This window comes from Micromonospora echinospora (assembly GCF_014203425.1).
GTDB lineage: Bacteria > Actinomycetota > Actinomycetes > Mycobacteriales > Micromonosporaceae > Micromonospora > Micromonospora echinospora_A.
The window spans coordinates 6,826,772-6,851,300 of record NZ_JACHJC010000001.1; the positions used below are offsets into that span (position 1 = coordinate 6,826,772).

The 24,529-nt window shown below is 73.2% G+C and carries 26 protein-coding genes and 1 riboswitch; of the genes, 6 read left to right on the top strand and 20 right to left on the bottom strand.

The genetic code is table 11. The features are described from left to right. Positions 1–160: 160 nt before the first annotated feature. Positions 161–946, bottom strand: a complete 786-nt coding sequence (locus FHU28_RS30740) for an ABC transporter permease (RefSeq protein ID WP_311773715.1) — start codon at positions 944–946, stop codon at positions 161–163. Positions 947–1,096: 150 nt separating this feature from the next. Next, positions 1,097–2,125 (bottom strand): ABC transporter substrate-binding protein, encoded by a 1,029-nt coding sequence (locus FHU28_RS30745; protein WP_184688590.1) that lies wholly within the window; start codon positions 2,123–2,125, stop codon positions 1,097–1,099. Between the two features lie 286 nt (positions 2,126–2,411). On the opposite strand from FHU28_RS30745, the gene FHU28_RS30750 reads away from it, so the two are divergent. From FHU28_RS30750 to FHU28_RS30765, 4 genes are all read left to right on the top strand, one after another. Further along, positions 2,412–3,257, top strand: coding sequence for an ABC transporter ATP-binding protein (locus tag FHU28_RS30750; RefSeq protein WP_260413215.1), 846 nt, complete (start codon positions 2,412–2,414; stop codon positions 3,255–3,257). 2 nt (positions 3,258–3,259) lie between these two features. Further along, entirely contained in the window at positions 3,260–4,210 is a 951-nt protein-coding gene (locus tag FHU28_RS30755; protein ID WP_184688592.1) for an LLM class F420-dependent oxidoreductase, read from the top strand. Beyond that, the gene (locus FHU28_RS30760; protein ID WP_073828925.1) at positions 4,207–4,515 is read left to right on the top strand and encodes a cupin domain-containing protein; all 309 of its coding nucleotides are present in this window, start codon (positions 4,207–4,209) and stop codon (positions 4,513–4,515) included. Before FHU28_RS30755 ends, FHU28_RS30760 begins: the two co-directional genes overlap by 4 nt. A 74-nt stretch (positions 4,516–4,589) precedes the next feature. Continuing rightward, positions 4,590–7,574, top strand: a complete 2,985-nt coding sequence (locus FHU28_RS30765; RefSeq protein ID WP_184688594.1) for a hypothetical protein — start codon at positions 4,590–4,592, stop codon at positions 7,572–7,574. A 45-nt stretch (positions 7,575–7,619) separates the two neighbouring features. Here the strand turns inward: FHU28_RS30765 and thiC are convergent, their stop codons facing one another. The 7 genes from thiC to thiE all read right to left on the bottom strand — a co-directional run bounded on the left by thiC (position 7,620) and on the right by thiE (position 13,546). Continuing rightward, positions 7,620–9,212 carry a phosphomethylpyrimidine synthase ThiC gene (gene thiC / locus FHU28_RS30770; protein ID WP_184688596.1) on the bottom strand — a complete coding sequence of 531 codons (1,593 nt, stop codon included), beginning with the start codon at positions 9,210–9,212 and terminating at the stop codon, positions 7,620–7,622. A gap of 17 nt (positions 9,213–9,229) precedes the next feature. Further along, on the bottom strand, positions 9,230–10,018 hold the full coding sequence (gene thiD / locus FHU28_RS30775; RefSeq protein ID WP_184688598.1) for a bifunctional hydroxymethylpyrimidine kinase/phosphomethylpyrimidine kinase: 789 nt from the start codon (positions 10,016–10,018) through the stop codon (positions 9,230–9,232). A gap of 79 nt (positions 10,019–10,097) precedes the next feature. Further along, complete coding sequence (locus tag FHU28_RS30780; RefSeq protein ID WP_184690060.1) at positions 10,098–10,763, bottom strand: thiamine phosphate synthase; 666 nt, start codon at positions 10,761–10,763, stop codon at positions 10,098–10,100. A gap of 62 nt (positions 10,764–10,825) precedes the next feature. Continuing rightward, entirely contained in the window at positions 10,826–11,599 is a 774-nt protein-coding gene (locus tag FHU28_RS30785) for a thiazole synthase (protein WP_184688600.1), read from the bottom strand. A 5-nt stretch (positions 11,600–11,604) separates the two neighbouring features. Next, positions 11,605–11,805, bottom strand: a complete 201-nt coding sequence (thiS, locus tag FHU28_RS30790) for a sulfur carrier protein ThiS (RefSeq protein WP_073828929.1) — start codon at positions 11,803–11,805, stop codon at positions 11,605–11,607. Continuing rightward, the gene (gene thiO, locus FHU28_RS30795) at positions 11,796–12,926 is read right to left on the bottom strand and encodes a glycine oxidase ThiO (RefSeq protein ID WP_184688601.1); all 1,131 of its coding nucleotides are present in this window, start codon (positions 12,924–12,926) and stop codon (positions 11,796–11,798) included. Before thiO ends, thiS begins: the two co-directional genes overlap by 10 nt. Then, complete coding sequence (gene thiE / locus FHU28_RS30800; protein ID WP_184688603.1) at positions 12,920–13,546, bottom strand: thiamine phosphate synthase; 627 nt, start codon at positions 13,544–13,546, stop codon at positions 12,920–12,922. Before thiE ends, thiO begins: the two co-directional genes overlap by 7 nt. Beyond that, a riboswitch (TPP riboswitch) is annotated at positions 13,541–13,652 on the bottom strand. Its footprint overlaps the gene before it by 6 nt. Before the next feature lie 119 nt (positions 13,653–13,771). Here thiE and FHU28_RS30805 point away from each other — a divergent pair. Then, positions 13,772–14,683, top strand: a complete 912-nt coding sequence (locus tag FHU28_RS30805; RefSeq protein WP_184688605.1) for a DUF559 domain-containing protein — start codon at positions 13,772–13,774, stop codon at positions 14,681–14,683. Between the two features lie 313 nt (positions 14,684–14,996). On the opposite strand, the gene FHU28_RS30810 is transcribed toward FHU28_RS30805, so the two are convergent. Genes FHU28_RS30810 through FHU28_RS30820 form a run of 3 tightly spaced genes read right to left on the bottom strand, consistent with a single transcriptional unit; the run spans position 14,997 to position 18,323 of the window. Then, the gene (locus tag FHU28_RS30810) at positions 14,997–15,959 is read right to left on the bottom strand and encodes an aldo/keto reductase (RefSeq protein ID WP_184688607.1); all 963 of its coding nucleotides are present in this window, start codon (positions 15,957–15,959) and stop codon (positions 14,997–14,999) included. 37 nt (positions 15,960–15,996) lie between these two features. After that, positions 15,997–17,676: an ABC-F family ATP-binding cassette domain-containing protein gene (locus tag FHU28_RS30815; RefSeq protein ID WP_184688609.1), complete on the bottom strand. Its 1,680-nt coding sequence runs from the start codon at positions 17,674–17,676 to the stop codon at positions 15,997–15,999. A 41-nt stretch (positions 17,677–17,717) separates the two neighbouring features. Continuing rightward, positions 17,718–18,323 (bottom strand): class I SAM-dependent methyltransferase, encoded by a 606-nt coding sequence (locus FHU28_RS30820; RefSeq protein WP_184688610.1) that lies wholly within the window; start codon positions 18,321–18,323, stop codon positions 17,718–17,720. A 125-nt stretch (positions 18,324–18,448) separates the two neighbouring features. On the opposite strand from FHU28_RS30820, the gene FHU28_RS30825 reads away from it, so the two are divergent. Continuing rightward, on the top strand, positions 18,449–19,672 hold the full coding sequence (locus FHU28_RS30825) for a hypothetical protein (protein ID WP_221453341.1): 1,224 nt from the start codon (positions 18,449–18,451) through the stop codon (positions 19,670–19,672). 7 nt (positions 19,673–19,679) lie between these two features. Here FHU28_RS30825 and truA read toward each other — a convergent pair whose 3' ends face one another. The 8 genes from truA to infA all read right to left on the bottom strand — a co-directional run bounded on the left by truA (position 19,680) and on the right by infA (position 24,379). Then, on the bottom strand, positions 19,680–20,513 hold the full coding sequence (gene truA / locus FHU28_RS30830) for a tRNA pseudouridine(38-40) synthase TruA (protein ID WP_184688612.1): 834 nt from the start codon (positions 20,511–20,513) through the stop codon (positions 19,680–19,682). Between the two features lie 70 nt (positions 20,514–20,583). After that, positions 20,584–21,144: a 50S ribosomal protein L17 gene (rplQ, locus tag FHU28_RS30835; protein WP_030501600.1), complete on the bottom strand. Its 561-nt coding sequence runs from the start codon at positions 21,142–21,144 to the stop codon at positions 20,584–20,586. Positions 21,145–21,178: 34 nt separating this feature from the next. Continuing rightward, positions 21,179–22,201, bottom strand: a complete 1,023-nt coding sequence (locus FHU28_RS30840) for a DNA-directed RNA polymerase subunit alpha (RefSeq protein ID WP_007073009.1) — start codon at positions 22,199–22,201, stop codon at positions 21,179–21,181. 95 nt (positions 22,202–22,296) lie between these two features. Then, the gene (rpsD, locus tag FHU28_RS30845; RefSeq protein ID WP_073828936.1) at positions 22,297–22,923 is read right to left on the bottom strand and encodes a 30S ribosomal protein S4; all 627 of its coding nucleotides are present in this window, start codon (positions 22,921–22,923) and stop codon (positions 22,297–22,299) included. 14 nt (positions 22,924–22,937) lie between these two features. Then, positions 22,938–23,345, bottom strand: a complete 408-nt coding sequence (gene rpsK, locus FHU28_RS30850; protein WP_013288613.1) for a 30S ribosomal protein S11 — start codon at positions 23,343–23,345, stop codon at positions 22,938–22,940. 18 nt (positions 23,346–23,363) lie between these two features. After that, positions 23,364–23,744: a 30S ribosomal protein S13 gene (rpsM, locus tag FHU28_RS30855; RefSeq protein WP_013288614.1), complete on the bottom strand. Its 381-nt coding sequence runs from the start codon at positions 23,742–23,744 to the stop codon at positions 23,364–23,366. Positions 23,745–23,951: 207 nt separating this feature from the next. Continuing rightward, positions 23,952–24,065, bottom strand: a complete 114-nt coding sequence (gene rpmJ, locus FHU28_RS30860) for a 50S ribosomal protein L36 (RefSeq protein WP_012184307.1) — start codon at positions 24,063–24,065, stop codon at positions 23,952–23,954. Positions 24,066–24,157: 92 nt separating this feature from the next. Beyond that, a complete protein-coding gene (gene infA / locus FHU28_RS30865) occupies positions 24,158–24,379 on the bottom strand; it encodes a translation initiation factor IF-1 (RefSeq protein ID WP_007073013.1) in 222 nt (73 codons plus the stop codon). Positions 24,380–24,529 lie beyond the last annotated feature (150 nt).

Here is a 24,529-nt window from a genome sequence, read left to right on the forward strand (position 1 = left end):
CGCTGTGGGGGTGTCGCCCCCGGCACAACCGGCTCCGGGCGGTCAGGCTTGATCCCCTCCGCCGGTTGCGCCGGGGCGACACCTTTCGTGGTCGGCCGCAATCCGTGGGTTGAGGTTTCCCTCTGGGTTCTCGGTCGACGACGGGTCTTCGGGTCAGTGGTCAGCGGGCTGAGGTGGTGGCCCGGACCCAGGGCAGGGCCAGGCGCTCGATGAAACTCAGAGCGGCGTAGAGCACGATGCTCATCAGGGCCACCAGCACGATCGCGGCCCAGGCGGTGGCGGTGTCGCCGACGCCGTTGTACTGCAGGATCTGGTAGCCCAGGCCGGGACGATCCGAATAGAACTCACCGATCACCGCGCCGATCGCGGCCAGCGGCATGGCCACCTTGAGCCCGACGAAGATCTGCGGCAACGCGGACGGGAAGCGCACCTTGCGGAACGACTGCCACCACGAGGCGTTCAGCGACCGGCCCAGCTCCGCCAGGTCCGCCGGAGTGGTGGTCAGGCCGGTGGCGGTGGAGAGCACGATCGGGAAGAAGCAGAGCAGGAACACCATGGTCAGGATGGGTTTCTGACCCCAGCCGACGGCCACCACCAGCAGCGGCCCGAACGCGATCTTCGGGACCGCGTTCACGGCCACCAGCAGCGGCGCGAACATCCGCTCCACCCGGCGGGACGCGGCCAGCGCCATCCCGATCAGCACCCCGGCGGCCGACGAGAGCAGGAAGCCGAACAGGGTAGTCCAGGTGGTGATGCCCAACGCGGGCAGCAGCACGCCGGTGGTGTTCGCGAGGGACTTCCCCACCGCCTGCGGCGGCGGCAGCGCGGCCGGGTGCACCAGGTTCAGCCCCGAGGTGACCAGCCACCAGGCGGCCACCGTGATCAGCAGGCCGAGCGCCGGCAGCCCGACCGCGGCCGGACGTACGGCGAACCCGCGCCGGACCACCGGGCGCGGTTGCGGCGCCTCCGGCCGGGCCTCGGTCAACTGTGTCAACGTGTCCTCCTCTCTGCGCCGGTCGGTGCGACCGGCACGGGAAGGGGGTGCGCCCCACCGGGTGTCCGGCGGGTCGCACCCCCGTTGGCCCGAGCGGACCGGTCAGGCCTTCGGCGCGAGGTTGAAGTCGATGATCTGGTCCGGGGTGAGGTCCTGCTTGAGCGCGCCCGCGCCCTTCAGCAGCGCGATGCTCTTGGCCACCCGGCCGCTGTCCAGCGTGCCGATTGCGGTGCCGGAGTTGCTCGACCGGACGTACGCGGCCATCAGCTGAAGCTCGGCGGAGGCTGCGGCCGGGACGGCGGCCGGCACGTTCTTCTTCAGGATCTCGGCGGCCTCGTCCGGGTGGGCCAGCGAGTACTCCAGGCCCTTGAGCAGCGCGGCGGTGAACTTCTTCACCATCTCCGGCTTCTCCTTGGCGAGCTTCGTGGAGGTGATCAGCGCGTTGCCGTAGAGGTCCTGCATCACGTTGCTGTACGGCAGGACGACCGGCTTCTTCTTGGTCACCGTCTCCACCGTCGGCTGGCCGACGACGAACTGGCCGATGCCGTCCACCGAGCCGGAGCCCAGCATGGGCATCAGGCTCTGCGCCTCACCGTTGACCCAGGTCACCTTGCTGCCGTCGATTCCGGCGAGCCGTGCGTACGTGGGGAAGAGGTTACGCACGACGGAGCTGGGGGTGTCGGCGAGCTTCTTGCCCTCGAGGTCCTTCGGGGTGGCGATGTTCTTGCCCTCGACCGTGACGATCGCGGCCATGGTGCGCTGCTGGATCGCGGCCACCGCCACGAAGTCCTTCGCCTGGCCGTTGCCGAGCTGGAGGATGCCACCGGTCAGGTCGATCGGGCCGAACTGGGCCTGGCCGCCGGTGATGGTCTGGATGACGGAGCCAGTGCCCTGGCCGGGCTTGATGTCGACGTCGAAGCCGGCCTCCTTGAAGAAGCCCTTGTCCTTCGCCACCCAGGCGTAGGAGTCACGGCCGAAGTTGCCGAATGAGGTGAGGTACGTCACCTTTTCCAGCGCCGCGCCGTTGCCGCCGCCGCTCTCGGACTTGTCCGAGTCGCTGCTGCAGCCGCCCACGAGGGCGAGGGCGGTCGCCAGAGCCGCGGCGGCGACCGTACGGGTCAGCCTTCTCATCAGTGCACCATGTCCTTTCCGACCAGGGCTTCTTCGCCGGTCGGGTTGTGGGTCCGACGGGGTCGGCAGGAGGGGTTGGGCCGACTGGACCGTCGTGAGGGGACTCTTCGCGCGCAACAGCGTACGAGAAGGCGGATGGTGTGCCCCCTCCGTCCCGGTTGCGGAACGGAAACGAAGTTGCGTGACGGAAAGTGGACTGACGTCCACCCCAGACAGTGCTATAAGCACCGTCCGCTACGCTAGCCCGGCTCGCATTGGGGACGACGTGGAAGGGAGCCGGCGGGAGATGATCCGACTGTCCGGGGTGTCCCGCACCTTCGACGGCCGTTCCGGCCAGGTGGAGGCGCTGCGCGGCATCGACCTCGACGTCGCCGAAGGCGAGTTCGTCGCCGTTCTCGGCCGGTCCGGCTGCGGCAAGTCCACGCTTCTGCGCATGATCGCCGGCCTGCTCCCGGTCAGCGGCGGCGAGATCACGGTGGCCGGTACGCCGATCACGAAGCCCCGCCGGGACGTGGCCATGCTGTTCCAGCGGCCGGCCCTGCTGCCCTGGCGCACGGTGCTGGACAACGTGCTGCTGCCGGTGGAGATCTTCGGCTGGCGCCGGGCCGAGCACCGCGACCGCGCCCGCCAACTGCTGGAGATGGCCGGGCTGGGCGGCTTCGAGAAGCGGCTCCCGCACGAGCTGTCCGGCGGAATGCAGCAGCGCGTCTCGCTCTGCCGGTCGCTCATCGGCTCACCCCGGGTGATGCTCATGGACGAGCCGTTCTCCGCGCTCGACGCGCTCACCCGCGAGGAGCTCTCCGGCGAACTCCAGCGGGTGCACATGGAGACGAAGGCCACCATCGTCTTCGTCACCCACTCGATCGACGAGGCGGTGCTGCTCGCCGACCGGGTCGTCGTGCTCAGCCCGCGCCCCGGCCGCATCCGCGAGGTGGTCGAGGTGAACGTCCCCCGGCCCCGCACCCTCGGCCGGCACGCACACCTGGCCGACGTCGCGCGGATCAGCGCCGAACTGCACGAACTGCTGATGGAGCGGGACGTCCCGGGCGTACCCGCGCCGACCGGACCGGCGCAGCCGCCGGCCGCGTCGGCCGAGACGCCGCCGCGGGCCGCGGCGGCGGGAGGACGGTGACCATGCGGGTCTCGGTCTTCACCGAACCCCACCGCGGAGCGGACTACGACGACCAGCTCCGGTTCGCCCGGCTGGTCGAGGAGACCGGCTTCGAGGGCTTCTTCCGGGCCGACCACTACCGGGCGATGGGGGACGAACCGGCGCTGCCCGGCCCCACCGACGCCTGGCTGACGCTCGCCGCGCTGGCCCGGGAGACCTCCCGGATCCGGCTCGGCACGCTCGTCACGTCCGCCACGTTCCGGCTCCCCGGCCCGCTGGCGGTCATGGTCGCCCAGGTCGACCGGATGAGCGGCGGACGGGTCGAGCTGGGCATCGGCGCCGGCTGGTACGAGCGTGAGCACACCGCGTACGGCATCCCGTTCCCGCCCGTCGCCGAGCGCTTCGACCGGCTCGCCGAGCAGCTGGAGATCGTCACCGGCCTGTGGCGCACCCCGGCCGACGAGACGTACACCTTCACCGGCGAGCACTACCGGCTGCTGGACGCTCCGGCGCTGCCCAAGCCGGTGCAGCAGCCCGGCCCGCCGGTGATCGTCGGCGGCCGGGGACCGAAGCGCACGCCCGAGCTGGCCGCCCGCTACGCCGACGAGTTCAACATGCCGTTCAAGAGCGTGGCCGAGACCGCCACCGCGTACGACCGGGTCCGGGAGGCGTGCGACCGCACCGGCCGGGACGCCTCCGGCCGGGCCCCGCTGACGCTCTCCGCCGGCATCGTGGTGGCGATCGGACGCACCGACGCCGAGGCGCAGCGCCGGGCCGCCCCGCTGCACGTCACCAGCGCGCTGCCGCCGGAGGACCCGGTGGTCGGCTCCCCCGCCCAGCTCGTCGACCGGATCGGCGAGTTCGCCGCGATCGGGACCACCCGGGTCCACCTGCGCCTGATCGACTTCGACGACCTCGACCACGTGGAGCTCATCGCCGCCGAGGTGCTCCCCCAACTGGACGGACCGCGATGACCGAACTCTCCGCCGACCTCGAACTCGGCCCGGTGGGCCAGGAGATCGTGTACGAGAACGACCGGGTACGGGTCTGGCACATCCGGCTGGAGCCGGGTGAGCGGCAGCCGCTGCACCGCCACGACCACCCGTACCTGGTGGTGGCGATCCAGGGCGCGAAGAACGTGGTGCAGACGATCGACGGTGCCACCATCGACGCCGACGAGCCGACCGGCGGCGTCGTCTACCGGGATCCGGGCGCGGTGCACATGCTGACGAACGTCGGCGACACCACCTACCTCGCCCGCCTGGTCGAGCTGAAGTAGCCACGCCGACAGGTTCGCCGCGCCGCGCGGCGGCAAGGTGGCGATCGGGGGCACCGGGCCGTAACGTGCCGGACATGGCCTTTCGGACGTGGGGCAGGCTGCTGCTCACGGCGCTCGGAGTGAGCGTACTGGCCGGGGCCGGCCAGTTGGGCATCGCGTACGGCTTCGGAGTCGTCCGCCTCGACGGCGCGTTCGTCGACGCCTCGGTGAACAGGTGGCCCGCCCAGCTCGTCTGGGTGGGCTGGTTCGCCGTGGTCGCCACGGTCGCCGGAGCCGTCCTCACCGAGCGCTTCGCCCGCCGGGACGACCTCCCCGGCGGCACCACCGAACTGCTCTCCATCGCCGGCGTCAGCGCGCTGGGCGCGACAGTGGTCGCCCCGCTGTGCATGCAACCGGCCCGCGCGGCCGAGCTGGCCGGGTCCGTCGACCCGGTCTGGGCCGCCGGCGTCTGCGCCGCCCTCGGCGCGGTGGTCGGGGCGGGCGCGGCGATCGCCGTACTGCTGAAGCCGCCGTTCGGCTGGGGTGTGGCGATCACCGCCGGGATCGTCTGGCTGCTGGCGCTGCTGTCGGTCGCGCCCACGATCGTCTCGAACCGTCCGCTGGCCACCGTCCGGCTCGGTGTCCTCGAACCGTCCTGGCTGGATGCGGCGGCCGCGCAGCGCCTGTCCATGCTGCTACTGCCCACGCTGGCCCTGCTCGCCGGTGGCGCGGTCGGCGTGCTGACCCGCCGGGCCGGATGGCCGCCGCTGGTCGGTGGCGCGGCCGGGGCGGCCGGTCCGGTGCTCGTCGCGTTCGCCTACCTGACCGCCGGCCCGGGCGCGGCGACCGACCGGTACCAGATCGCGCCCTACTACGGCGCGCTGATCGCTGTCGTCGCCGGGGCGCTCGGCTCGACCGCCACCACGATGCTGCCCCGGCCGGTCACCGCCGGCGATCCCGACGCCGTCGAGGCCACCGACATTCTCGCGCCGCTGCCGCCGTCGTCCGCCGCGTCGGCGCCGGGCGCCGCGCTCACGCCTCCGGTGACCAGCGGGGCCGCCGCCCCGGCGCACTGGACCTGGCCGGAGGCCGGTGGTTCGGCCGCGACACCGGGCGTGCCGGGCAGCGCCGACCTTCCGGCCACTGTCGCACCGGGCAGCGCCGAGCTTCCGGCCGCCGGCCGGTCCGCCGCCGATCAGCCCGCCGTCACGAACCGGCCCGACACGGACCGGCGTGCCCTCGGCGAACCGGCGCCGGACCACCGGCCCGCCACCGACCGGACCCACGGCCAGCCCATGCCGGGCCTGCTGCCACCGGGGCGACGGACCTCGGCCATCGACGTCCTCGCCGCCGGCCGTCCCGATCCGTACCCGGGTACGGACCTCGCATCGCCCGGCGCGGGCACCGTCGACGGGCCTGCCGACCGGGCGACGGCGGGCCAGGCGGCGGGCACTGCCGGGCCCGAGTCCGCAGCCGGTCTGTCCGGGCCGGTGACCGGCACCACGGCCACCGGCCCGACCTCCACCGGCCCGACCTCCACCGGCCCGGCAGCGACCGGACCGGCAGCCGGCACGCCCAGCGTCCTCGCCGCCGGAGCCGCGTCGAGCGGGCCGGAGAAGGCGGACCCGTCCGCAGCCGCCGTCGGCGGTCCGGACGCCACCGGCACACCCGAGCCGGATCGCACCGCCACGGCCGGGACCGCCGACGCGGCGGCGACGGCCGAGACGGCATCCGAACCCGCTCCGGAACCGGCGGCGACCACGCCACGGGTGACCCGGCCGCGCCGGACCCGCGCCCGCGCTGCCGAGGCCGCACCGGCCGACGGCGCCACCGCATCCCGCACCGCCGGGGCCGCGTCCCCGGCCGCCGGCGACACCGGCGAGCAGAGCCACGTTCCCGGCCCGCGTACCGACAGCGGCCCCGCCGGACCTGCCACGTCCACCGGGCCGGTCACCTCCGACGGCGCGCGTACGCCCGCCGCGGCGGACACGCCCGACGGGCCGATGGCGTCCGACGGGCATGCTCCCGCCACGGCGGGCACGCCCGGGCCGGTCATCCCCGGAAACGCCCCGGGCAGCAAGCGCCCCGGCGAACCGGCCGGGGCCCCCGGCACCGCCGAGGCCGCCGACACCGGGACGGGCCGCACCACCCGGGCCCGGCGCACCCGCGCCCCGAAGGCCGGGCAGCGCGCCACCGGCACGGACTCGCCCGAGTCCGGCCCGGCCGACGCCCGCCCGACCGCGACGGGGAAGCAGACCGGTCCCGCCCCGGATGCCGCCGGGAATGCCGACTTCGGCGCTGCGAACGCCACCGCACGGACCGTCCACCCCGGATCCCCGTCCCCGGCCGGGGACGGCGCGAACCGGGACGGCGCGGACGCCGGCACGCCAGCCGGGCCCGGGAGCAGTTCGACGCGGCCCGGCTCCCCGACCGGCGGCGTCACACCGCCCGCAGAGCGCACCGCCCGCGGCTTCTTCTTCGACGACCCGGCGCCGGCCACGTCGCCCCGGCCACGGTTCCCGATGTTCGAGGACGCCGGCGGGCAGGCGGGCGACGCACGCCCGGCCTGGCCGATCACCCCGGCCACCCGCCCGCACCGCGCCACCGCCGGACCGGACGCGCCGGTCCGGGACGGCGACGAGACGACCACCCCGGCCGAGCCGACGCCGCGCCCCCGCTACCGGGGCCTGCCCGAGCCGGGTGCGAGTAGCGGATGGGACGCGCTCGCCACGAACGCCCGCCCGGCCGGCCCGGTCCAGCGGCCGGAGCCGGAGACCGCCGTACCGGCGGGCGCGGCGCTGCCCGAGGCGGCACCCGGGACCGGCGAGCCGGACCCCGGTACGCGGCGCGGGCGGCACGCCGGACCCGACGACGCCGATGCGCTCGCCGGGAAGCCGAAGGCCCGGCGCGGCCTGTTCCGGCGCAACCGGGCGAAGGAGGAACCGGAGCCGGCGGACCGTACGGCCGAGCCCGGCGACGCGGCCGACGACGAATACGTGGACTGGGTCGCCGGTCTCGCCTCGGACGACAACACCGACGACGCCCGCTCGCTGCGTACCGGGCGGCACCACCGCGACTGAGAGGCGACCCCGGGGCGGGCATGGACGGGCCCGCCCCGGCCCCGCTCACGCCAGTGGCAGGTAGACCCGTGATCCGCCGGCGACGAACTCCTCCGACTTTCCGCGCATGCCCCGCGCCGCGTACTCCTTCAACTCCTGCGTGATCTTCATGGAGCAGAACTTCGGGCCGCACATCGAGCAGAAGTGCGCGGTCTTCGCGGGCTCGGCGGGCAGCGTCGCGTCGTGGTACGACCGCGCGGTCTCCGGGTCGAGCGCCAGGTTGAACTGGTCCTCCCACCGGAACTCGAACCGGGCCTTGGAGAGCGCGTCGTCCCACGCCTGCGCGCCGGGGTGCCCCTTGGCCAGGTCGGCCGCGTGCGCCGCGATCTTGTACGCGATCACGCCCGCCTTCACGTCGTCCCGGTCCGGCAGCCCGAGGTGCTCCTTCGGGGTGACGTAGCAGAGCATGGCGGTGCCGAACATGCCGATCATCGCCGCGCCGATCGCCGAGGTGATGTGGTCGTACGCGGGCGCGATGTCGGTGGTCAGCGGCCCGAGCGTGTAGAACGGGGCCTCGTGGCACCACTCCTGCTGGAGGTCCACGTTCTCCTTGATCTTGTGCATCGGCACGTGCCCGGGGCCCTCGATCATCACCTGCACGTCGTGCTCCCAGGCGATCTTCGTCAGCTCCCCGAGCGTACGCAGCTCGGCGAACTGTGCCTCGTCGTTGGCGTCGGCGATGGAGCCGGGCCGCAGACCGTCACCGAGGGAGAACGTCACGTCGTACCGGGCGAGGATCTCGCACAGCTCGGCGAAGTTCGTGTAGAGGAAGTTCTCCTCGTGGTGCGCCAGGCACCAGGCCGCCATGATCGAACCGCCCCGGGACACGATGCCCGTCACCCGGTCCACCGCCAGCGGCACGTACGGCAGCAGCACCCCGGCGTGCACAGTCATGTAGTCGACGCCCTGTTCCGCCTGCTCGACGACGGTCTCGCGGAACACCTCCCAGCTCAGCTTCACCGGGTCGCCGCCGACCTTCTCCAGCGCCTGGTAGATCGGCACCGTGCCGATCGGCACCGGCGCGTTCCGCACGATCGCCTCGCGCGTGGAGTGGATGTGCTTGCCGGTGGACAGGTCCATCACGGTGTCCGCGCCCCACCGGGTCGCCCAGGTCAGCTTCTCCACCTCCTCGGCCACCGACGAGGTGACAGCCGAGGTGCCGATGTTCGCGTTGACCTTGACCAGGAACGCCTTGCCGATGATGGCCGGCTCGCACTCCGGGTGGTTGACGTTGAGCGGCAACACCGCCCGCCCGGCCGCGATCTCGTCCCGCACGAACTCCGGCGACACCGACTCCCGGATCGCCACGAACTCCATCTCCGGCGTGACGATCCCGGCCCGGGCGTACGCGAGCTGCGTCGGCCGCTTCCCGTCCACGCCCGCCAGCGGTGTGCCGGCGCCGCGGACCGGGGCGACGTCGCCGCGCTCGGCGATCCACGGCCCGCGCAGCGCGGGCAGCCCCACCTCCGGGTCCGAGCCGGGGCCGGAGGTGTCGTAGAGCCGTACCGGCGGGTTGTCCCCGGTCAGCGGCACCTCGGCGAACGGCACCCGGATGTCCGGCCGCGACCCTTCCACGTACACCTTGCGACGTGCCTGCATGACAGCCTCCCTGTCGCTCATGCGGACCAGCCGAAGTGGTCCAGCGGGCCGCGTCCCGCGCCCAGCTCCCAGCCCTGCGCGCCGGTCAGCGCGCGGGTGACGTACTCCTTGGCGGCCGCCACCGCGACCGGCACCGCGTCGCCGGCGGCGAGCCGGACCGCGACGGCGGCCGAGAACGAGCAGCCGGTGCCGTGGTTGTGCCGGGTGTCCACCCGGGGCGCGCGCAGCAGCCGCGTGGTCCCGCCGCCGGACAGCACGTCCACCGACTCGCCGTCGGCGTCCACGTCGCCGCCCGTCACCACCACGAACGCCGGGCCGCGCGCCGCCAGCGCCTCGGCCGCCGCCACCATCTCCTCGACCGTGCCCACCGGGCCTCCGGTGAGGGCGGCGGCCTCCGCGCAGTTCGGCGTCGCCACCTCCGCGTACGGCAGCAGCCGCTCGACCGCCTCGACCACGCCGAGCCGGTGCCCACTGGTGGCGACCAGTACCGGATCGACGACCAGGTGCGGCAGCCGCCCGGCCCGGGCCGCCTCGGCCACCGCGTCGGCGACCGCCGGGGTGCCGAGCATCCCGGTCTTCACGGCCCGGACGTCGAAGTCGCCGAGCACGCTGTCCATCTGGTCGCGGACGGTCTGCGGCGGCAGCGGCAGCACGGCGTCCACGCCCCGCGTGCTCTGCGCGGTGACGGCGGTGAGCACGCTCGTGCCGTACGCCCCGAGCGCGGCGAACGTCTTGAGGTCGGCCTGGATGCCTGCTCCTGCTCCGGAGTCGGACCCTGCCACGGTGAGAACTGTTTTCGGCGTCACGTGTCTTCTCCGGTGGTTGCGGTTGAGGGCTGCGGCCGACCGTGCCCACTCCGGGCGGTCAGGCTTGATCCCTCCGTGGTCACGGTCGGCCGCAGCCCTTCTCGTGCGGGCCTTCGTCGGATCGCGCGGGGTGGGTGCGCGCCAAGCGGGTGGCCGCCTCCTGGAAGGCTCTGCCCAGCGTGGTGGCGGTTTCGGTGGGGTCGTCGGCGCGCATGATCGCGCCCAGCACTGCTACTCCGGTGGCGCCCGCCTCGACGCATGCGGTGACCTGGGCCGGGGTTTCGATGCCGCCGAGTGCCAGCACCGGGACCGGGCTTGCCGCGATCAGCTCGCGTAGCCCGTCGGGGCGCAGGGGTGGGCCGTAGCCGGGCTTCGTTCTTGTCTCGTAGACCGGGGACAGCGTGGCGTAGTGCTCGGTGGTGAGCCGGGCCAGCTCGGCGATGTCGTGGCAGGAGCGGCCGACGAGCCCGACGGCGGGCGGCGGGTACGGGCCGGCGGCCGGCAGGTGCACCGCGTCCCCGTCGAGCGGGTCCGGCCCGGCGACGACGAGCGTGCCGCCCGCCTCGGCGAGGATCGCGCGCAGGTCGACGGCGAGCGCGAGGCGCTCGGCGCGCGGCAGGTCCTTCTCCCGCAGCACCACCCACCGCACTCCCCCGCCCACGGCACCCGCCACCACGTCGACGAGCGCCCCCCGAGCCACCAGACGATCGGTGAGCACCACGACGCCACCCGGGCAGCCCGGAATCTTGGTACGCGGCCGCCCCTCCAGGGACGCATCCGTACCAAGATCCGCAACGCATGAGGCGGTCACAGGTCGGGTCGTCCGTCGTCGGGAGTGGACGCCAGGGCGTGGAAGCGGCGGGTGATGCGACCCGCGCCGTACGCCAGGCGCCCGGCCTCGACCGCGTACCGCATCGCGGTGGCCATCGCCACCGGGTCGGCGGCCCGGGTCACGGCGCTCGCCAGCAGCACCGCGTCGCAGCCCAGCTCCATGGCGAGCGCCGCGTCGGAGGCGGTGCCGATGCCCGCGTCGAGCACCACCGGCACGTCGACGGCCTGCCGGATCAGCCGGATGTGGTGCGGGTTGCCGATGCCCAGCCCGGAGCCGATCGGCGACCCGGCCGGCATCACCGCCGCGCATCCCACGTCCGCCAGGCGCCGCGCCAGCACCGGATCGTCCGACGTGTACGGCAGCACTGTGAACCCGTCCGCCACCAGCTCCTCGGCGGCGCGCAGCAGCTCCACCCCGTCGGGCAGGAGCGTGCGTTCGTCGCCGATCACCTCCAGCTTCACCCAGTCGGTGTCGAACGCCTCCCGAGCCAGGTGCGCCGTCTTCACCGCCTCCACAGCGGTACGGCAGCCGGCAGTGTTCGGCAGCAGCCGTACGCCGCACCGCTCCACCAGGTCGAGCAGGCCGCCCGACCCGCCGGGCGTGGTGTCCACCCGGCGCAGCGCCAGCGTGACCAGCTCGGTGCCGGACGCCCGGATCGCCTGCTCCAGCACGTGCAGGTTCGCCGCCCCACCGGTGCCGAGGATGAGCCGGGAGCCGAACTCGACCCCGCCGATCTCCAACGTGGACATGTCGCTCACCCGCCCTGGGTGGCGCTGAGCACCTCGACCCGGTCGCCGTCGCGCAGCACGCTCGCCGACCAGCCGCCGCGCGGCACCACCTCGCCGTTCACCGCCACCGCGAGCCCGCGCTCCCGGTCGGTGACGGTACGGACCACCTCGGCGACTGTGACACCGTCGGGCAGCGTCCGGCCCGTGCCGTTGACGATCAGTTCCACGTGCGCTCCTTCCCGAAGCGGTCCGGGGTGAAGGGGGCGAGCGCGGGATCCGGCTCGCCGGTGACGATCAGTTCGGTGACCAGGTCGGCGGTGACCGGTGTGAGCACGATGCCGTGCCGGTGGTGCCCGGTCGCGGCGAGCACGCCCTGCCGCCCGGGCAGCGGCCCGATGATCGGCGCGTTGTCCGGCGTACCGGGGCGCAACCCGGCGACGGCTTCGGCCAGCTCGTACTCGACGAGTTCCGGCACCAGCTCCGCCGCGGCGCGCAGCAGCGTCAGCACGCCACCGGCGGTGACAGCGGTGTCCGCGCGCTCCTCGACTGTCGCCCCGACCACGACCTCACCGCTGTCCCGGGGCACCAGGTAGACCGACTCGCTGTCCGCGTACCCCCGGATCACGTGCCGGAAGCCCGGCGGACCGCCACCCGGCGCGCGCAGCCGCAACACCTGACCCTTCACCGGGCGGACCGGCAGGCCGGTCAGCTCCGCCGCGCCGCAGCCGGCCGCGACCACTGTGACGCGGGCGTCCACCTCGGACAGCGCGCCGACGCGGGCCGGGCGCAGCTCCGCACCGGCTCGTTCCGCGGCCGTGCGCAGCGCGGCGACCAGCCGGCGCGGGTCGACCTGGTGGTCGCCGGGGGCCACCGCGCCGCCGCGCACGCGCGGCGCCAGCGCCGGTTCGCGGTCGCGCAGCTCCGAGGGACGCAGCGGCGTGATCGGCAGTCCCAACCCCTGTTGGTACGACCACAGCCGCCCCGCCTCGGCCAGGTCGTCGGCGGTGAGCCCGACGACGAGCGTGCCCTCGGTGCGGTACCCGATGTCGACGCCGCTCGCCTCGGCCAGCTCGGCCGCGAAGCCGGGCCAGCGGGCGGCCGACTCGACGAGCAGCCCGGTCAGCTCGTGTTCCCCGAAGTACGCCTCGGCGACCGGCGACAGCATCCCGGCGGCCACCGACGACGCGCCCGACCCGGGCCGGTCGTCGTGCACCACCACGCGCAGTCCGCGCTGCGCACACCGCCACGCGATCGCCCACCCCACCGGGCCGCCCCCCACCACCGCCACGTCGGTAAGGAAGGGCCCCCTGTTAACGCCTCCGGTAGAGGAAGGGCCCCCTCTTAACACGTCAGCGCCCGCATCAGCTCGGCGGTGGCATGCGCGGGATCGGCTGCGCCGCTCAGCGCCCCCACCACGGCCACCCCGTACGCCCCGGCGGCCCGCAGCTCCGGCACGCTCGCGGCGGTCACCCCGCCGATCGCGATCACCGGCACGGTCACCGCCTCGGCGACCGCGCGTATCCCCTCAGGACCGATCGGTTCCGGCAGGCCGGACTTGGTGGTGGTGACGTGGCACGGGCCCACACCCAGGTAGCCGGCGCCGGCGTCCACAGCGGCGCGGGCGCCCACCGGTTCCCGGGCGGTCGCGCCCAGCACGGCGTCCGGGCCGAGTACCCGGCGCGCGGCGGCCACCGGCAGGTCGTCCGCGCCGACGTGGCCACCGGCGGCGTCCACCGCGAGCGCCACGTGCAGCCGATCGTTCACCAGGCACCGCGCCCCGTACGGCCGGCAGGCGTCGACCACCAGCCGGGCCAGCTCGTACGCCTCCCGGTCGGTCGCGTCGTCCTCGACGCGCACCTGCACGACGAGTTCGGCGCCGGCCACCGGCAGGGCGGCACGCAGCACCGCGAGCGGGTCACGCCCCGGCCGGGTGTCGGTGATGAGATGCAGTCGTCCCAGGGACAGCACGGCAACGCTCCTCCCTGCGCCGGCATTACCCGGATCAGGTTCGACGGTCGGGGGCTCCCAGCCCCCCTCTCAGCCCGGTCCGCACCGGGCTCCCGTGGGTCACTTGCGGCCTACCGTACGACGCCTCCCGCCCGTACGGAAGCCCGGGTGCGGTTTTTCCCAGGAAACCGTTCACCTCCCGGTCCGGGACAGCGGGTGACCGTCCCCTCACGACACGCTGCCCGGATGTCCGTTCCCGCCCGCGTTCCGCGCAACCTTGCGATCCTGCCGTTCCGGGGCGGCCGCGCCGTCTCCGAAGGGCTGCTCACCTGGACGATGCTGCGCGGGCCGACGTGGATCCGCCTGCCGCCGGACGTGTACGTGCACCGGGACGGATACCGCGCCGACGACCACCGGATGTGGTGCGAGGCGGTCGCGTTGCGCCTGCCTCCGGGTGGCGTGCTGGCGGGGCGCAGCGCCGCATGGCTGTTCGGCGGGGACGTGCTCACCCGCGACGCGCCGGTCACCGTACTGCTGCCGACTGCTGCTCGACTGCGACCGCACCCACGGTTGCGGTTGGTCCGGTCGCCGCTGCCGGAGCGGGACCGCACCCTCGTCGGCGGTCTGCCGGTCACCACCCCGCTGCGTACCGCGTTCGACCTGGGCCGACAGGGCTCACTCGCCGAGGCGTTGGTCGCCGTCGACGTGCTGCTGCGTCGCCGGGTAGTGAAGCTGCCCGTCCTGCGGGCCTACGCCGCCGACCGGCCGGGCTGGCCCGGCGCTCCGCTGTTGCGCGAGGTGCTGGCGCTGGCCGAGCCGTTGAGCGAGTCCCCGATGGAGACACGGCTACGGTTGCTCCTCCTCGACGCCGGTCTCGGCCCGCTCACCGCCCAGCACGAGGTACGCGCGGGCGGACGCTTCGTGGCCCGGGTGGACCTGGCCTGGCCGGCACTCCGCCTCGCGGTCGAGTACGACGGCGACCACCACCGGGAGCGGGCTCACTTCCGGCGGGACGTGGCGCGCCTGAACGCGCTGCGCGCGGCCGGGTGGCTCGTACTCCGGTTCACCGCCGACGACGTGCTACGCCGGCCCGACGCCACTGTCGCCCTGGTGCGCCAGGCCCTGGCAGAACGTCGTGCCACCGCAGCAAACCACTGACCCGTGCCCGCATCCACCGCCCGCCGCACCCCGCCGCGCCCCGCCGCGCCCTCCGGCTCGCCGCCCGCCGGGTCGCCCGAAACACCACGGGCGTCAGGCCCGCCCGCAGACACCTATGTCGTTCCACTCCTCGTCAAAATCAGCAGCAAGTGGAACGCCATGGGTGTCTCCAGGCTCTCTTGACACCCATGGCGTTCCACTCGTCGGGAGCGCTGCCCCTGGGTGGAACGCCATGGGTGCCCGACGCGCGGGCAACCCCCAACGCGCGGGCAACCGCACGAACGCCCTGCGCGCGTCGGTGGGGCAGGGGCAGTCAGAGGATGGCGTCCAGGGCGTCCAGGTCCTCGTCGGTGGGCTGCCACGTTCCGGCCTGGGCGTTGGACTTCACCTGGTCGGGGGTGGTCGCTCCGGCGATCACCGACGTCACGGCGGGACGCGCCGCCAGGCCGCCGATGGCCACCTGGAGCATGCTGATCCCGCGCTCGGCCGCGTACGCCTCGATCGCCTCGATGACGTCCCAGCGCGCGGCGGCCAGCCGCTCGGCGTACCGGCCGCCACCGGCCAGGCGGCTGCCGGACGGGGGTGCCTCGCCCCGCTTGTACTTGCCGGTGAGCAGCCCGTTGGCGAGCGGGAAGAACGGCAGCATGCCGAGGCCGAACCGCTCGCACGCCGGGATCACCTCGTTCTCCGCCCCGCGCTCAAGCAGCGAGTAGTGGTTCTGCGCGGAGATGAAGCGGGTACGCCCCTGCGACGACGCGGTCCAGTCGGCGTCGGCGATCTGCCAGCCGGCGAAGTTGGAGTTGCCCAGGTAGCGGACCTTGCCGGCGGTCACCAGGTCGTCGAGCGCGGCGAGCGTCTCGTCGATCGGGGTGCCCGGGTCGGGCTCGTGCATCTGGTAGAGGTCGATGTGGTCGGTGCCGAGTCGGCGCAGCGACGCCTCGACGGCGCGGGCGATGTAGCGGCGGGCGCCCCGGGCGTCGTGGTCGGGCCCGTTCGCGCCGTGCATGTCCATGCCGAACTTGGTGGCCACCACCACATCCTCGCGGCGGCCCTTGAGCGCCTGGCCGAGCAGTTCCTCGGAGGCGCCCTGCGGCTCGCCGTAGATGTCGGCGGTGTCGAAGAAGTTGATCCCGGCGTCGAGGGCGGCGTCCACCACCGCCCGGGTGCCGTCGATGTCGAGTTTGCGGCCGAAGTTGTTGCAGCCGATGCCGACCACGGACACCACGAGCCCGGAGTCGCCCAGCCGGCGATAGGTCATCTCACTCACGAGATCCACTCTATGCCCGCTCCCCGGGGCTCACCCGGGGAGCGGCTCAGCCCACGTCCCAGACCGGTTCCGGCGTCTCCACCACGTCGCCGTCGCCCCGGAACAGCACGAACCGGTCGAAGGTACGGGTGAACCACCTGTCGTGGGTGACCGCGACCACCGTTCCCTCGAACGCGGTCAGCCCGGCTTCCAGCGCCTCGGCCGAGGCCAGGTCGAGGTTGTCGGTGGGCTCGTCGAGCAGCAGCAGCGTCGCCCCGGACAGCTCCAGCAGCAGCACCAGGAAGCGGGCCTGCTGACCGCCGGAGAGCGTGCCGAACCGCTGGTCGCCCTGACCGGCCAGCTCGTACCGGGACAGCGCCGCCATGGCGGCGTGCCGGTCCATGCCGGCCCGGTGCTCGTCGCCGCGCCACAGCACCTCGACCAGCGTCTTCGCCATCAGCTCGGGCCGGTCGTGGGTCTGCGAGAAGTGTCCCGGTCGCACGCGCGCGCCGAGCCGGACCATGCCGCCGTGCGCGACAGGCGCGAGCGCGGCGGCGCCGTCGACCGGGGTGTTGCCCGGCTCCGGGTCGGTGCCGCCCCGGGCCAGCAGGCGCAGGAAGTGCGACTTGCCGGTGCCGTTCGCGCCGAGCACCGCGACCCGGTCGCCGTACCAGAGTTCCAGGTCGAACGGGTACGTCAGGCCGTCCAGCTCCAGCTGCTCGGCGATCACCGCGCGCTTGCCGGTCCGCCCGCCGGTCAGGCGCATCCGGATGTCCTGGTCCTTCGGGGGTACGGGCGGCGGCCCGGCCTCCTCGAACTTGCGCAACCGGGTCTGCGCCGCCTGGTAGCGGGAGGCCATCCCGTCGTTGTACGCGGCCTTCTGCTTGTACATCAGCATCAGCTCGCGCAGCTTCTGGTGCTCCTCGTCCCAGCGTTTGCGCAGCTCGTCGAGGCGGGCGTGGCGGGCCAGCCGGGCGTCGTGCCAGCTCGCGAAGCCGCCCGGGTGCACCCAGGCGCTGCCGCCCTCCACCGCGACGACCCGGTCGGCGGTCTGCGCCAGCAGTTCCCGGTCGTGCGAGACGTAGAGCACCGACTTGGCCGACTCTCGCAGCCGCGCCTCCAGCCAGCGTTTGCCGGGTACGTCGAGGAAGTTGTCCGGCTCGTCCAGCAGCAGCACCTCGTCCGGGCCGCGCAGCAGCAGCTCCAGCGCGAAGCGCTTCTGCTGGCCGCCCGACAGCGTGCGTACCGGCCGGTCGCGGGCGCTGTCCCAGGGCAGGCCCAGCACGATCGTGGCGACGGTGTCGAAGAGCACCTCCGCGTCGTACCCGCCGGTCTCGCCCCAGGCGGCGAGCGCTTCGGCGTACCCGAGCTGGGCCTTGGCGGCGGTGGAGCTGAACTTGCCGCGGACCTCGGCCGCCCGCATGGCCGCCTCGGTCTCGGCGAGCCGCCGACCGGCGTCGCGCAGCGCCGGCGGGGCGAGGGAGAGCGCCAGGTCGGCGAGCGTGGACTCGTCCCCGATCATGCCGATGAACTGCCGCATCACGCCGAGTCCGCCGGAGCGGGCGATCGCGCCGGTCTTCACCGGCAGGTCACCGGCGACCATGCGCAGCAGCGTGGTCTTGCCGGCGCCGTTCGGGCCGACGAGCGCCACCTTGGCACCTTCGCCGACGCGGAACGACACGTCGGCGAACAGCTCCCGTCCGTCCGGGAGGATGTGCCCGACCCCTGCCACGTCCACGTATCCCACGCGGGCATCCTGCCCGAGCGGGGCCGGTGGACGACACCGGATTACCGGGTGACCCGCAGCACCCGGTAGCCCTTCTGGCTGGCGTGCCGCTCGACTGACCAGCCCTGCTCGACGAGCCAGCGGTGCAGCGAGTCGCCGCCGAGGTGCCGGGCGACGACGAGCCAGGCCACGCCGTCCGGGGTGAGCCGCGGCAGCCAGCGCAGCAGCAGGCCGTGCAGCTCCGGCTTGCCGATGTGGATCGGCGGGTTGGACCAGATCTGGGTGAAGGTGACGTCGTCCGGCAGTTCGTCGGGCGCGACGGCGTGGACGCGGTCGGCGGCGTCGATCCGGGCCGCGTTGGCGGTGGTGAGGGCGCGGGCCCGCTCGTTGACGTCCACCGCCCAGACCGTGGCCTTCGGCGCGTTCGCGGCGAGGACGCAGGTGATCGGGCCGAAGCCGCAGCCGATGTCGAGCAGCGCGCCGGTGACGCCGGCGTCCGGCAGTTCGGCCTTGCGCAGCAGGACCGCGGTGCCGGGGTCGAGCCGGTCGGCGGAGAAGACGCCCGCGGCGGAGCCGAGCGTGTAGTCGCGCCCGCCGACTGTGAACTCGACCTCGCGCGGACGCGCCGGGGCCGTTGGCTCAGCGGTGAAGTAATGGTCGCCGGTCACGTCGGCATTGTCGCACCGGGCCGGAACGGTGCCGGCGACGGTGTCGTGGGCGGGGTGGGACGCCACTCCGCCAGAATTTCCCGATATTACCCCTGAAAGGGACAATCAGTCCTACTCTATGCCACATGGTGTACCGGTACGAGTCCGATGAGGACGCCTTCCTGGAGTACCCGAAGCCCGGGTCGGCCCCGACCGGGCCCGCAGCCGCGCCGCCGCCCGCGGGTCCGTCGCGCTCCCGCTTCCCCACGCCGTCGCTGCCGCCACCGGCCCGTCCCGCCGCCCAGCCGGCGCTGTCGCCGGCCGGACCGCCCGAGCAGCCGGCGCTGCCGCCGGCCGGACCCGACGAGCACCAGGTGGCCGACTACGCCCGCGCCCCTGCTCCGGCACCCCCGGCCCCGGCGCCGACACCGGGGCGGCCCGCGCCACCCCCGGCGCCCTCCCCGGTGCCGCAGCCCGCACCGCCCGCGCCCGTGCCGGCGGCCGGCACCCGGCAGACCGTGCCGATCCCCGCCAGCCCGAGCACCCGCGCCGGCGACGTCTCCGAGTTGCCCCGGACCCGGCGCGCCGACCGCCGTAACGGCGGCAGCCGGTTCTGGCAGGCGCTCGTCGGTGGCGCCGCCGTGCTGCTCCTGCTCTCACTCACCGGGCTCGCCGTCGCCGCGCTGCTCGACGAACGCACCGCCACGCCGCCGACAGGCCAGCCGACCCCGCAGCCGAGCGAGTCGAGCACCCCGTCCGGCGGGACCGACCTGGACTCCCGGGACACCGACCAGGCGGCGCTCACCGCCAAGGAGGTCTTCCCGGCCAAGGACCTGGTGGTCACCGACGGAAAGCCGGCCTACCGGGTGCTCAAGACCCAGGCCAGCACGAAGTGCCAGGTCGCGGCCACCGGCGAGATCGCCGACCTGCTGGGCCGGCTCGGCTGCAACCAGGTCGTGCGGGGGACGCTCCGCTCCCCCGACGGCGACCACCTGGTCACCGCCGGCCTGTTCAACCTCACCGACGTGGCCACCGCCCAGCGGGTACGCGACCGCATCCGGCCGCTGCTCGACCAGCGGCAGGGACGGTTCCGTGGCATGGCGGCGGGCGACGACACCGAAGCGGTGGAACGGGCCGCGGCCCGGGTCGCCTGGCAGGTACGCGGCCACTACGTCGCCTTCTGCCTGGTCACCCGCGCCGACGGGGAACGCATCCCCATCGACGACGCCACCGCCCGAGAGATCATGTACGACCTGATCGAGCTGCACCTGAACCGGGGCGTGCTCGACCGTCGCGCGGCGAGTGGAACGGCCGGACAGCCCGACGCGGACTCGGCCGAGGACAGCGCCGGTCAGCGGGGCACCGACTGACCTCCGGTCAGCCCTCGGCCACCGGCACCCGCAACCGGCGGGTCTCCTCGGCGCGGCGGGCGTACTCGGCCGGGTCGGCCGGGTAGCCCACCTCGACCAGGGCCAGGCCGTGCGCGGGCGCCACTGTCACCTCGCTGGACCGCTCCCGGCGGGTCAGCAGGCCGGCCGGCCACTGGACCGGCCGCCGCCCGTCCCCGGCGACAAGCATCGCCCCCACCAGGCTGCGCACCATGTTCTGGCAGAACGCGTCGGCCTGGACGGTGGCCACCAGGATCCCGTCCGGGTCGCGCCGCCAGTCCAGCCGGGTCACCTCGCGCAGCGTGGTCGCGTTCTCCTTGCGCCGGCAGTACGCGGCGAAGTCGTGCTCGCCCACCAGACCCGCGGCGGAGGCGTTGAGAGCCGCCAGGTCCAGCGGCTTGGGCCAGGCCAGCGTGTCCCCGCGGCGCAGCGGCTCGGCGCCCCACGGGGCGTCGGTGACCCGGTACTCGTAGCGCCGGAACGTGGCCGAGAACCGGGCGTCGAAGTCGGCCGGCACCTCGGTCATCGCGCGTACCCGCACGTCCGGCGGGAGGAGCCGGGCCAGCCGGCGCAGCAACCGCCCCTCGTGCTCCCGCCACACCGCAGCGGGCAGGTCGAGGTGGCAGACCTGCCCGGTGGCGTGCACCCCGGCGTCGGTACGCCCGGCCACTGTGAGACCGGTCGCCGTGCCCGCGCCGAGCACCAGGTCCAGCGTCTGCATGAGCACGCCGGCCACTGTGCGCCGGGTCGGCTGGGGCGCCCAGCCGGAGAAGTCCTTGCCGTCGTACGAGACGTCCAGCCGCAGCCGGATCCGCTCGTCCACCTCGTACCTCCTGTCGACGGCGACGGGCCCGGCACCCCCGAGGGGATGCCGGGCCCGGTCGAGCCTGATCTCAGGCCTTGTCGTTCTCGGTGGCCTCGTCGCTGTCCTCACGGGCGGCGGCGGTGTCACCCGACGCGGAGACCGGGGCCTCGGCGTCCTGGTCACCCTCGCTGGAGCGCGGCTTCTCCTCCGCCGGGGCCAGGGCCTCGACCTTGTCCTGCTGCGCGGCCTTGCGGGCGGCGGTCTTCTTGTTCGCCTTCGGCTCGGCGACCTGAAGCTCCTCCACCAGCTCGATGATCGCCATCGGAGCGGCGTCACCCTTGCGCGGACCGGTCTTCACGATCCGGGTGTAGCCACCGTTGCGGTTGGCGTACCGGGGCGCGATCTGGTCGAACAGGGCGTAGACCACGTCCTTGTCCTTGACGACGCCCAGCACCCGGCGGCGCGAGGCGAGGTCGCCACGCTTGGCCTTGGTGATGAGCTGCTCGGCCAGCGGACGGAGCCGCCGGGCCTTCGTCTCGGTGGTCTGGATCTTGCCGTGCTGGAACAGCGCGGTGGCCAGGTTGGCCAGCATCAGCCGCTCGTGCGCGGGGCTGCCGCCGAGGCGGGGGCCCTTGGTGGGCGTGGGCATGCTTGGTGCTCCTCAGGTGTGGCGGCAGCGCGGACTAGAGCTGCTCGGTCTCGCGGTAGTCGTCGGTGTCGTAGTCCGCCTCACCGAAGGCGTCCACGACGTGCGCCGGGTCGAAGTTCGGAGCCGAGTCCTTCAGCCCCAGGCCCATCCCGGCGAGCTTCATCTTGACCTCGTCGATCGACTTCTGGCCGAAGTTGCGGATGTCGAGAAGGTCGGCCTCGGTACGCCCGATGAGCTCACCAACGGAGTTGATGCCCTCGCGCTTGAGGCAGTTGTAGGAGCGGACGGTCAGGTCCAGCTCCTCGATCGGCAGGGCGAGGTCCGCCGCCAGCTGGGCGTCCTGCGGGGACGGCCCGATGTCGATGCCCTCGGCGGTCTCGTCCAGCTCACGGGCGAGCCCGAACAGCTCCACCAGCGTCGAGCCGGCCGAGGCCAGCGCGGTACGCGGGCCCATCGACGGCTTGGTCTCGACATCGATGATCAGCCGGTCGAAGTCGGTCCGCTGCTCGACACGCGTCGCCTCGACCCGGTACGTCACCTTGAGCACCGGCGAGTAGATCGAGTCGACCGGGATCCGGCCGATCTCGGCGCCCGCCTGCTTGTTCTGCGCCGCCGTGACGTAGCCGCGACCCCGCTCGACGGTCAGCTCCATGTCGAGCCGGCCCTTGCCGTTGAGGGTGGCGAGCTTCAGGTCCGGGTTGTGCACCGAGACACCGGCCGGCGGCTGGATGTCACCGGCGGTCACGTCGCCCGGGCCCTGCTTACGCAGGTACATGCTGACCGGCTCGTCGTGCTCGGAGCTGACGCACAGCTCCTTGATGTTCATGACGAGCTCGACCACGTCCTCCTTGACCCCGGGGATCGTGGTGAACTCGTGCAGCACACCGTCGATCTTGATCGAGGTGACCGCCGCACCCGGGATGGAGGACAGCAGCGTACGCCGCAGCGAGTTGCCCAGCGTGTAGCCGAAGCCGGGCTCCAGCGGCTCGATGGTGAACCGGGAGCGGGTCTCGTTGATCGACTCTTCGGAGAGAGACGGTCGCTGGCTGATGAGCATCTTTTCTCTTCTCTTCCGGGGCGCCCGCTATTTGACGCCCACGACACAACTGTTCCGGTGGCCCGCCCCGGAGGACGGGCCACCGCAACGAGCCCTTACTTGGAGTAGAGCTCGACGATCAGCTGCTCCTGGACCTGGGTGTCGATCACCTGGCGGGCCGGGAGCGAGTGCACGAGGATCTTCATCTGGCTCGGGATCGCCTCCAGCCACGCCGGAACGGTCCGCGAGCCGGCCTCACCCTGCGCCACGAGGAACGGGGTGAGCTCCTTGCTCTTCGCACGCACCTCGACGATGTCGTGCTCCTTGACGCGGTACGACGGGATGTCGACCTTCTTGCCGTTCACCGTGAAGTGGCCGTGCTTGACCAGCTGACGGGCCATGTCCCGGGACTTGGCGTAGCCGGCCCGGTAGACCACGTTGTCCAGCCGCGACTCAAGGATCTGCAGCAGGACCTCGCCGGTCTTGGCCTCCTTGCTCACGGCCTCTTCGTAGTAGCCGCGGAACTGCTTCTCCAGCACGCCGTAGACACGACGGGCCTTCTGCTTCTCACGAAGCTGGAGCAGGTACTCCGTCTCCTTCGTGCGGCCGCGGCCGTGCTGCCCGGGCGGGAACGGCCGGGACTCGAACGGGCACTTCGGGCCATCGCACTTGCTGCCCTTGAGGAACAGCTTCATCTTCTCCCGCCGGCAACGGCGGCAGTCAGCACCGGTGTAACGAGCCATCTCTCTCTAACCTCTCAGACCCGGCGACGCTTCGGCGGACGGCAGCCGTTGTGCGGCTGCGGCGTGACGTCGGAGATCTGCCCGACCTCGAGGCCCACTGCCTGCAGCGAACGGATGGCGGTCTCCCGGCCGGAGCCGGGACCCTTGACGAACACGTCGACCTTGCGCATGCCGTGCTCCATCGCGCGACGCGCGGCGGCCTCGGCGGCGAGCTGCGCGGCGAACGGAGTCGACTTGCGGGAGCCCTTGAAGCCCACCTGGCCGGAGGAGGCCCAGGAGATGACCGCACCGGTCGGGTCCGTGATGGACACGATGGTGTTGTTGAAGGTGCTCTTGATGTGCGCCTGCCCGTGGGCGACGTTCTTGCGTTCCTTGCGCCGGACCTTCTTGACGGCGGCTCCGGCACGAGCCTTCGGTGGCATAAGTCTGTGCGCTCCTAGTTACTTCTTGCCGGGCTTCTTCTTGCCGGCCACGGTCCGCTTCGGGCCCTTCCGGGTCCGCGCGTTGGTCTTGGTGCGCTGACCACGCACGGGCAGACCGCGGCGGTGCCGGATACCGGCGTAGCAGCCGATCTCGACCTTGCGGCGGATGTCAGCGGCGACCTCGCGGCGCAGGTCGCCTTCAACCTTGTAGTTGCCCTCGATGTGGTTCCGGAGCTCGACGAGCTCCTCGTCCGTGAGGTCCCGAACGCGCTTGTCCGGCGAGATGCCGGTCGCGGCGAGCGTCTCCAGGGCGCGGGTGCGACCGACCCCGAAGATGTAGGTGAGCGCGATTTCCATCCGCTTCTCGCGGGGGAGATCCACGCCGACTAGACGTGCCATGTGCGGGCGTACTCCTCGTGATGTGTGGCGGAGGTGTGGACCCGTCCCACCCCGCTACCCGACCGTCCCTGTCCTTCCGGCGACGAACGCCGGCGACCGGGATGGGTCGCTGCCCGAGCGGGCCCCGGCCTCCGACCGGGGGTCAACCACGAGGGGTACGCGCTGCGCACCGACCGCGGCTGGGACGAGTTGGTGATGTGTGGGGCGTCAGCCCTGGCGCTGCTTGTGGCGCGGGTCGGTGCAGATGACCATGACCCGGCCGTGCCGGCGGATCACCCGGCACTTGTTGCAGATCCTCTTGACGCTCGGCTTGACCTTCACGGTTGCCTTACTTCCCATCTGGCCCGGAGGCGCGACGCAGCGCGACCCGGACGTCGAAGACGGACACGGGAACGTCCCGGCCGCCGTCAGGCTTACTTGTAGCGGTAGACGATGCGCCCGCGGGTCAGGTCGTACGGCGAGAGTTCGACGACGACCCGGTCCTCCGGCAGGATGCGAATGTAGTGCTGCCGCATCTTGCCGCTGATGTGAGCCAGGACCTTGTGACCGTTCGCGAGCTCCACCCGGAACATGGCGTTCGGCAGGGGCTCGATGACCCGACCCTCGATCTCGATGGCTCCGTCTTTTTTCGGCATGTCCTCCGCTGTCCTGACGTCGGTTACTCCGGACGGCCCACAACGTCTTACACGGGAGAACTGACCAAGATCAGGAAACCCGCGCCAGCCGCGGCTCCGACTCCCACCGAAGCGCAGGGTGGGCATGGCGGAGTGGACGCTGTGCGCCGA

Bases quoted from the DNA above. Each gene is read 5' to 3' on its own strand.
- FHU28_RS30840 (WP_007073009.1), bottom strand. From the start codon at position 22,201: ATGCTCATCAGCCAGCGACCGTCTCTCTCCGAAGAGTCGATCAACGAG.
- FHU28_RS30785 (WP_184688600.1), bottom strand. From the start codon at position 11,599: ATGTCCACGTTGGAGATCGGCGGGGTCGAGTTCGGCTCCCGGCTCATC.
- FHU28_RS30760 (WP_073828925.1), top strand. From the start codon at position 4,207: ATGACCGAACTCTCCGCCGACCTCGAACTCGGCCCGGTGGGCCAGGAG.
- FHU28_RS30805 (WP_184688605.1), top strand. From the start codon at position 13,772: ATGTCCGTTCCCGCCCGCGTTCCGCGCAACCTTGCGATCCTGCCGTTC.
- FHU28_RS30825 (WP_221453341.1), top strand. From the start codon at position 18,449: ATGGTGTACCGGTACGAGTCCGATGAGGACGCCTTCCTGGAGTACCCG.
- rpsK (WP_013288613.1), bottom strand. From the start codon at position 23,345: ATGCCACCGAAGGCTCGTGCCGGAGCCGCCGTCAAGAAGGTCCGGCGC.
- FHU28_RS30765 (WP_184688594.1), top strand. From the start codon at position 4,590: ATGGCCTTTCGGACGTGGGGCAGGCTGCTGCTCACGGCGCTCGGAGTG.
- rpsD (WP_073828936.1), bottom strand. From the start codon at position 22,923: ATGGCTCGTTACACCGGTGCTGACTGCCGCCGTTGCCGGCGGGAGAAG.
- thiC (WP_184688596.1), bottom strand. From the start codon at position 9,212: ATGCAGGCACGTCGCAAGGTGTACGTGGAAGGGTCGCGGCCGGACATC.
- rpsM (WP_013288614.1), bottom strand. From the start codon at position 23,744: ATGGCACGTCTAGTCGGCGTGGATCTCCCCCGCGAGAAGCGGATGGAA.
- FHU28_RS30745 (WP_184688590.1), bottom strand. From the start codon at position 2,125: ATGAGAAGGCTGACCCGTACGGTCGCCGCCGCGGCTCTGGCGACCGCC.
- rplQ (WP_030501600.1), bottom strand. From the start codon at position 21,144: ATGCCCACGCCCACCAAGGGCCCCCGCCTCGGCGGCAGCCCCGCGCAC.
- FHU28_RS30750 (WP_260413215.1), top strand. From the start codon at position 2,412: ATGATCCGACTGTCCGGGGTGTCCCGCACCTTCGACGGCCGTTCCGGC.
- infA (WP_007073013.1), bottom strand. From the start codon at position 24,379: ATGCCGAAAAAAGACGGAGCCATCGAGATCGAGGGTCGGGTCATCGAG.
- FHU28_RS30755 (WP_184688592.1), top strand. From the start codon at position 3,260: ATGCGGGTCTCGGTCTTCACCGAACCCCACCGCGGAGCGGACTACGAC.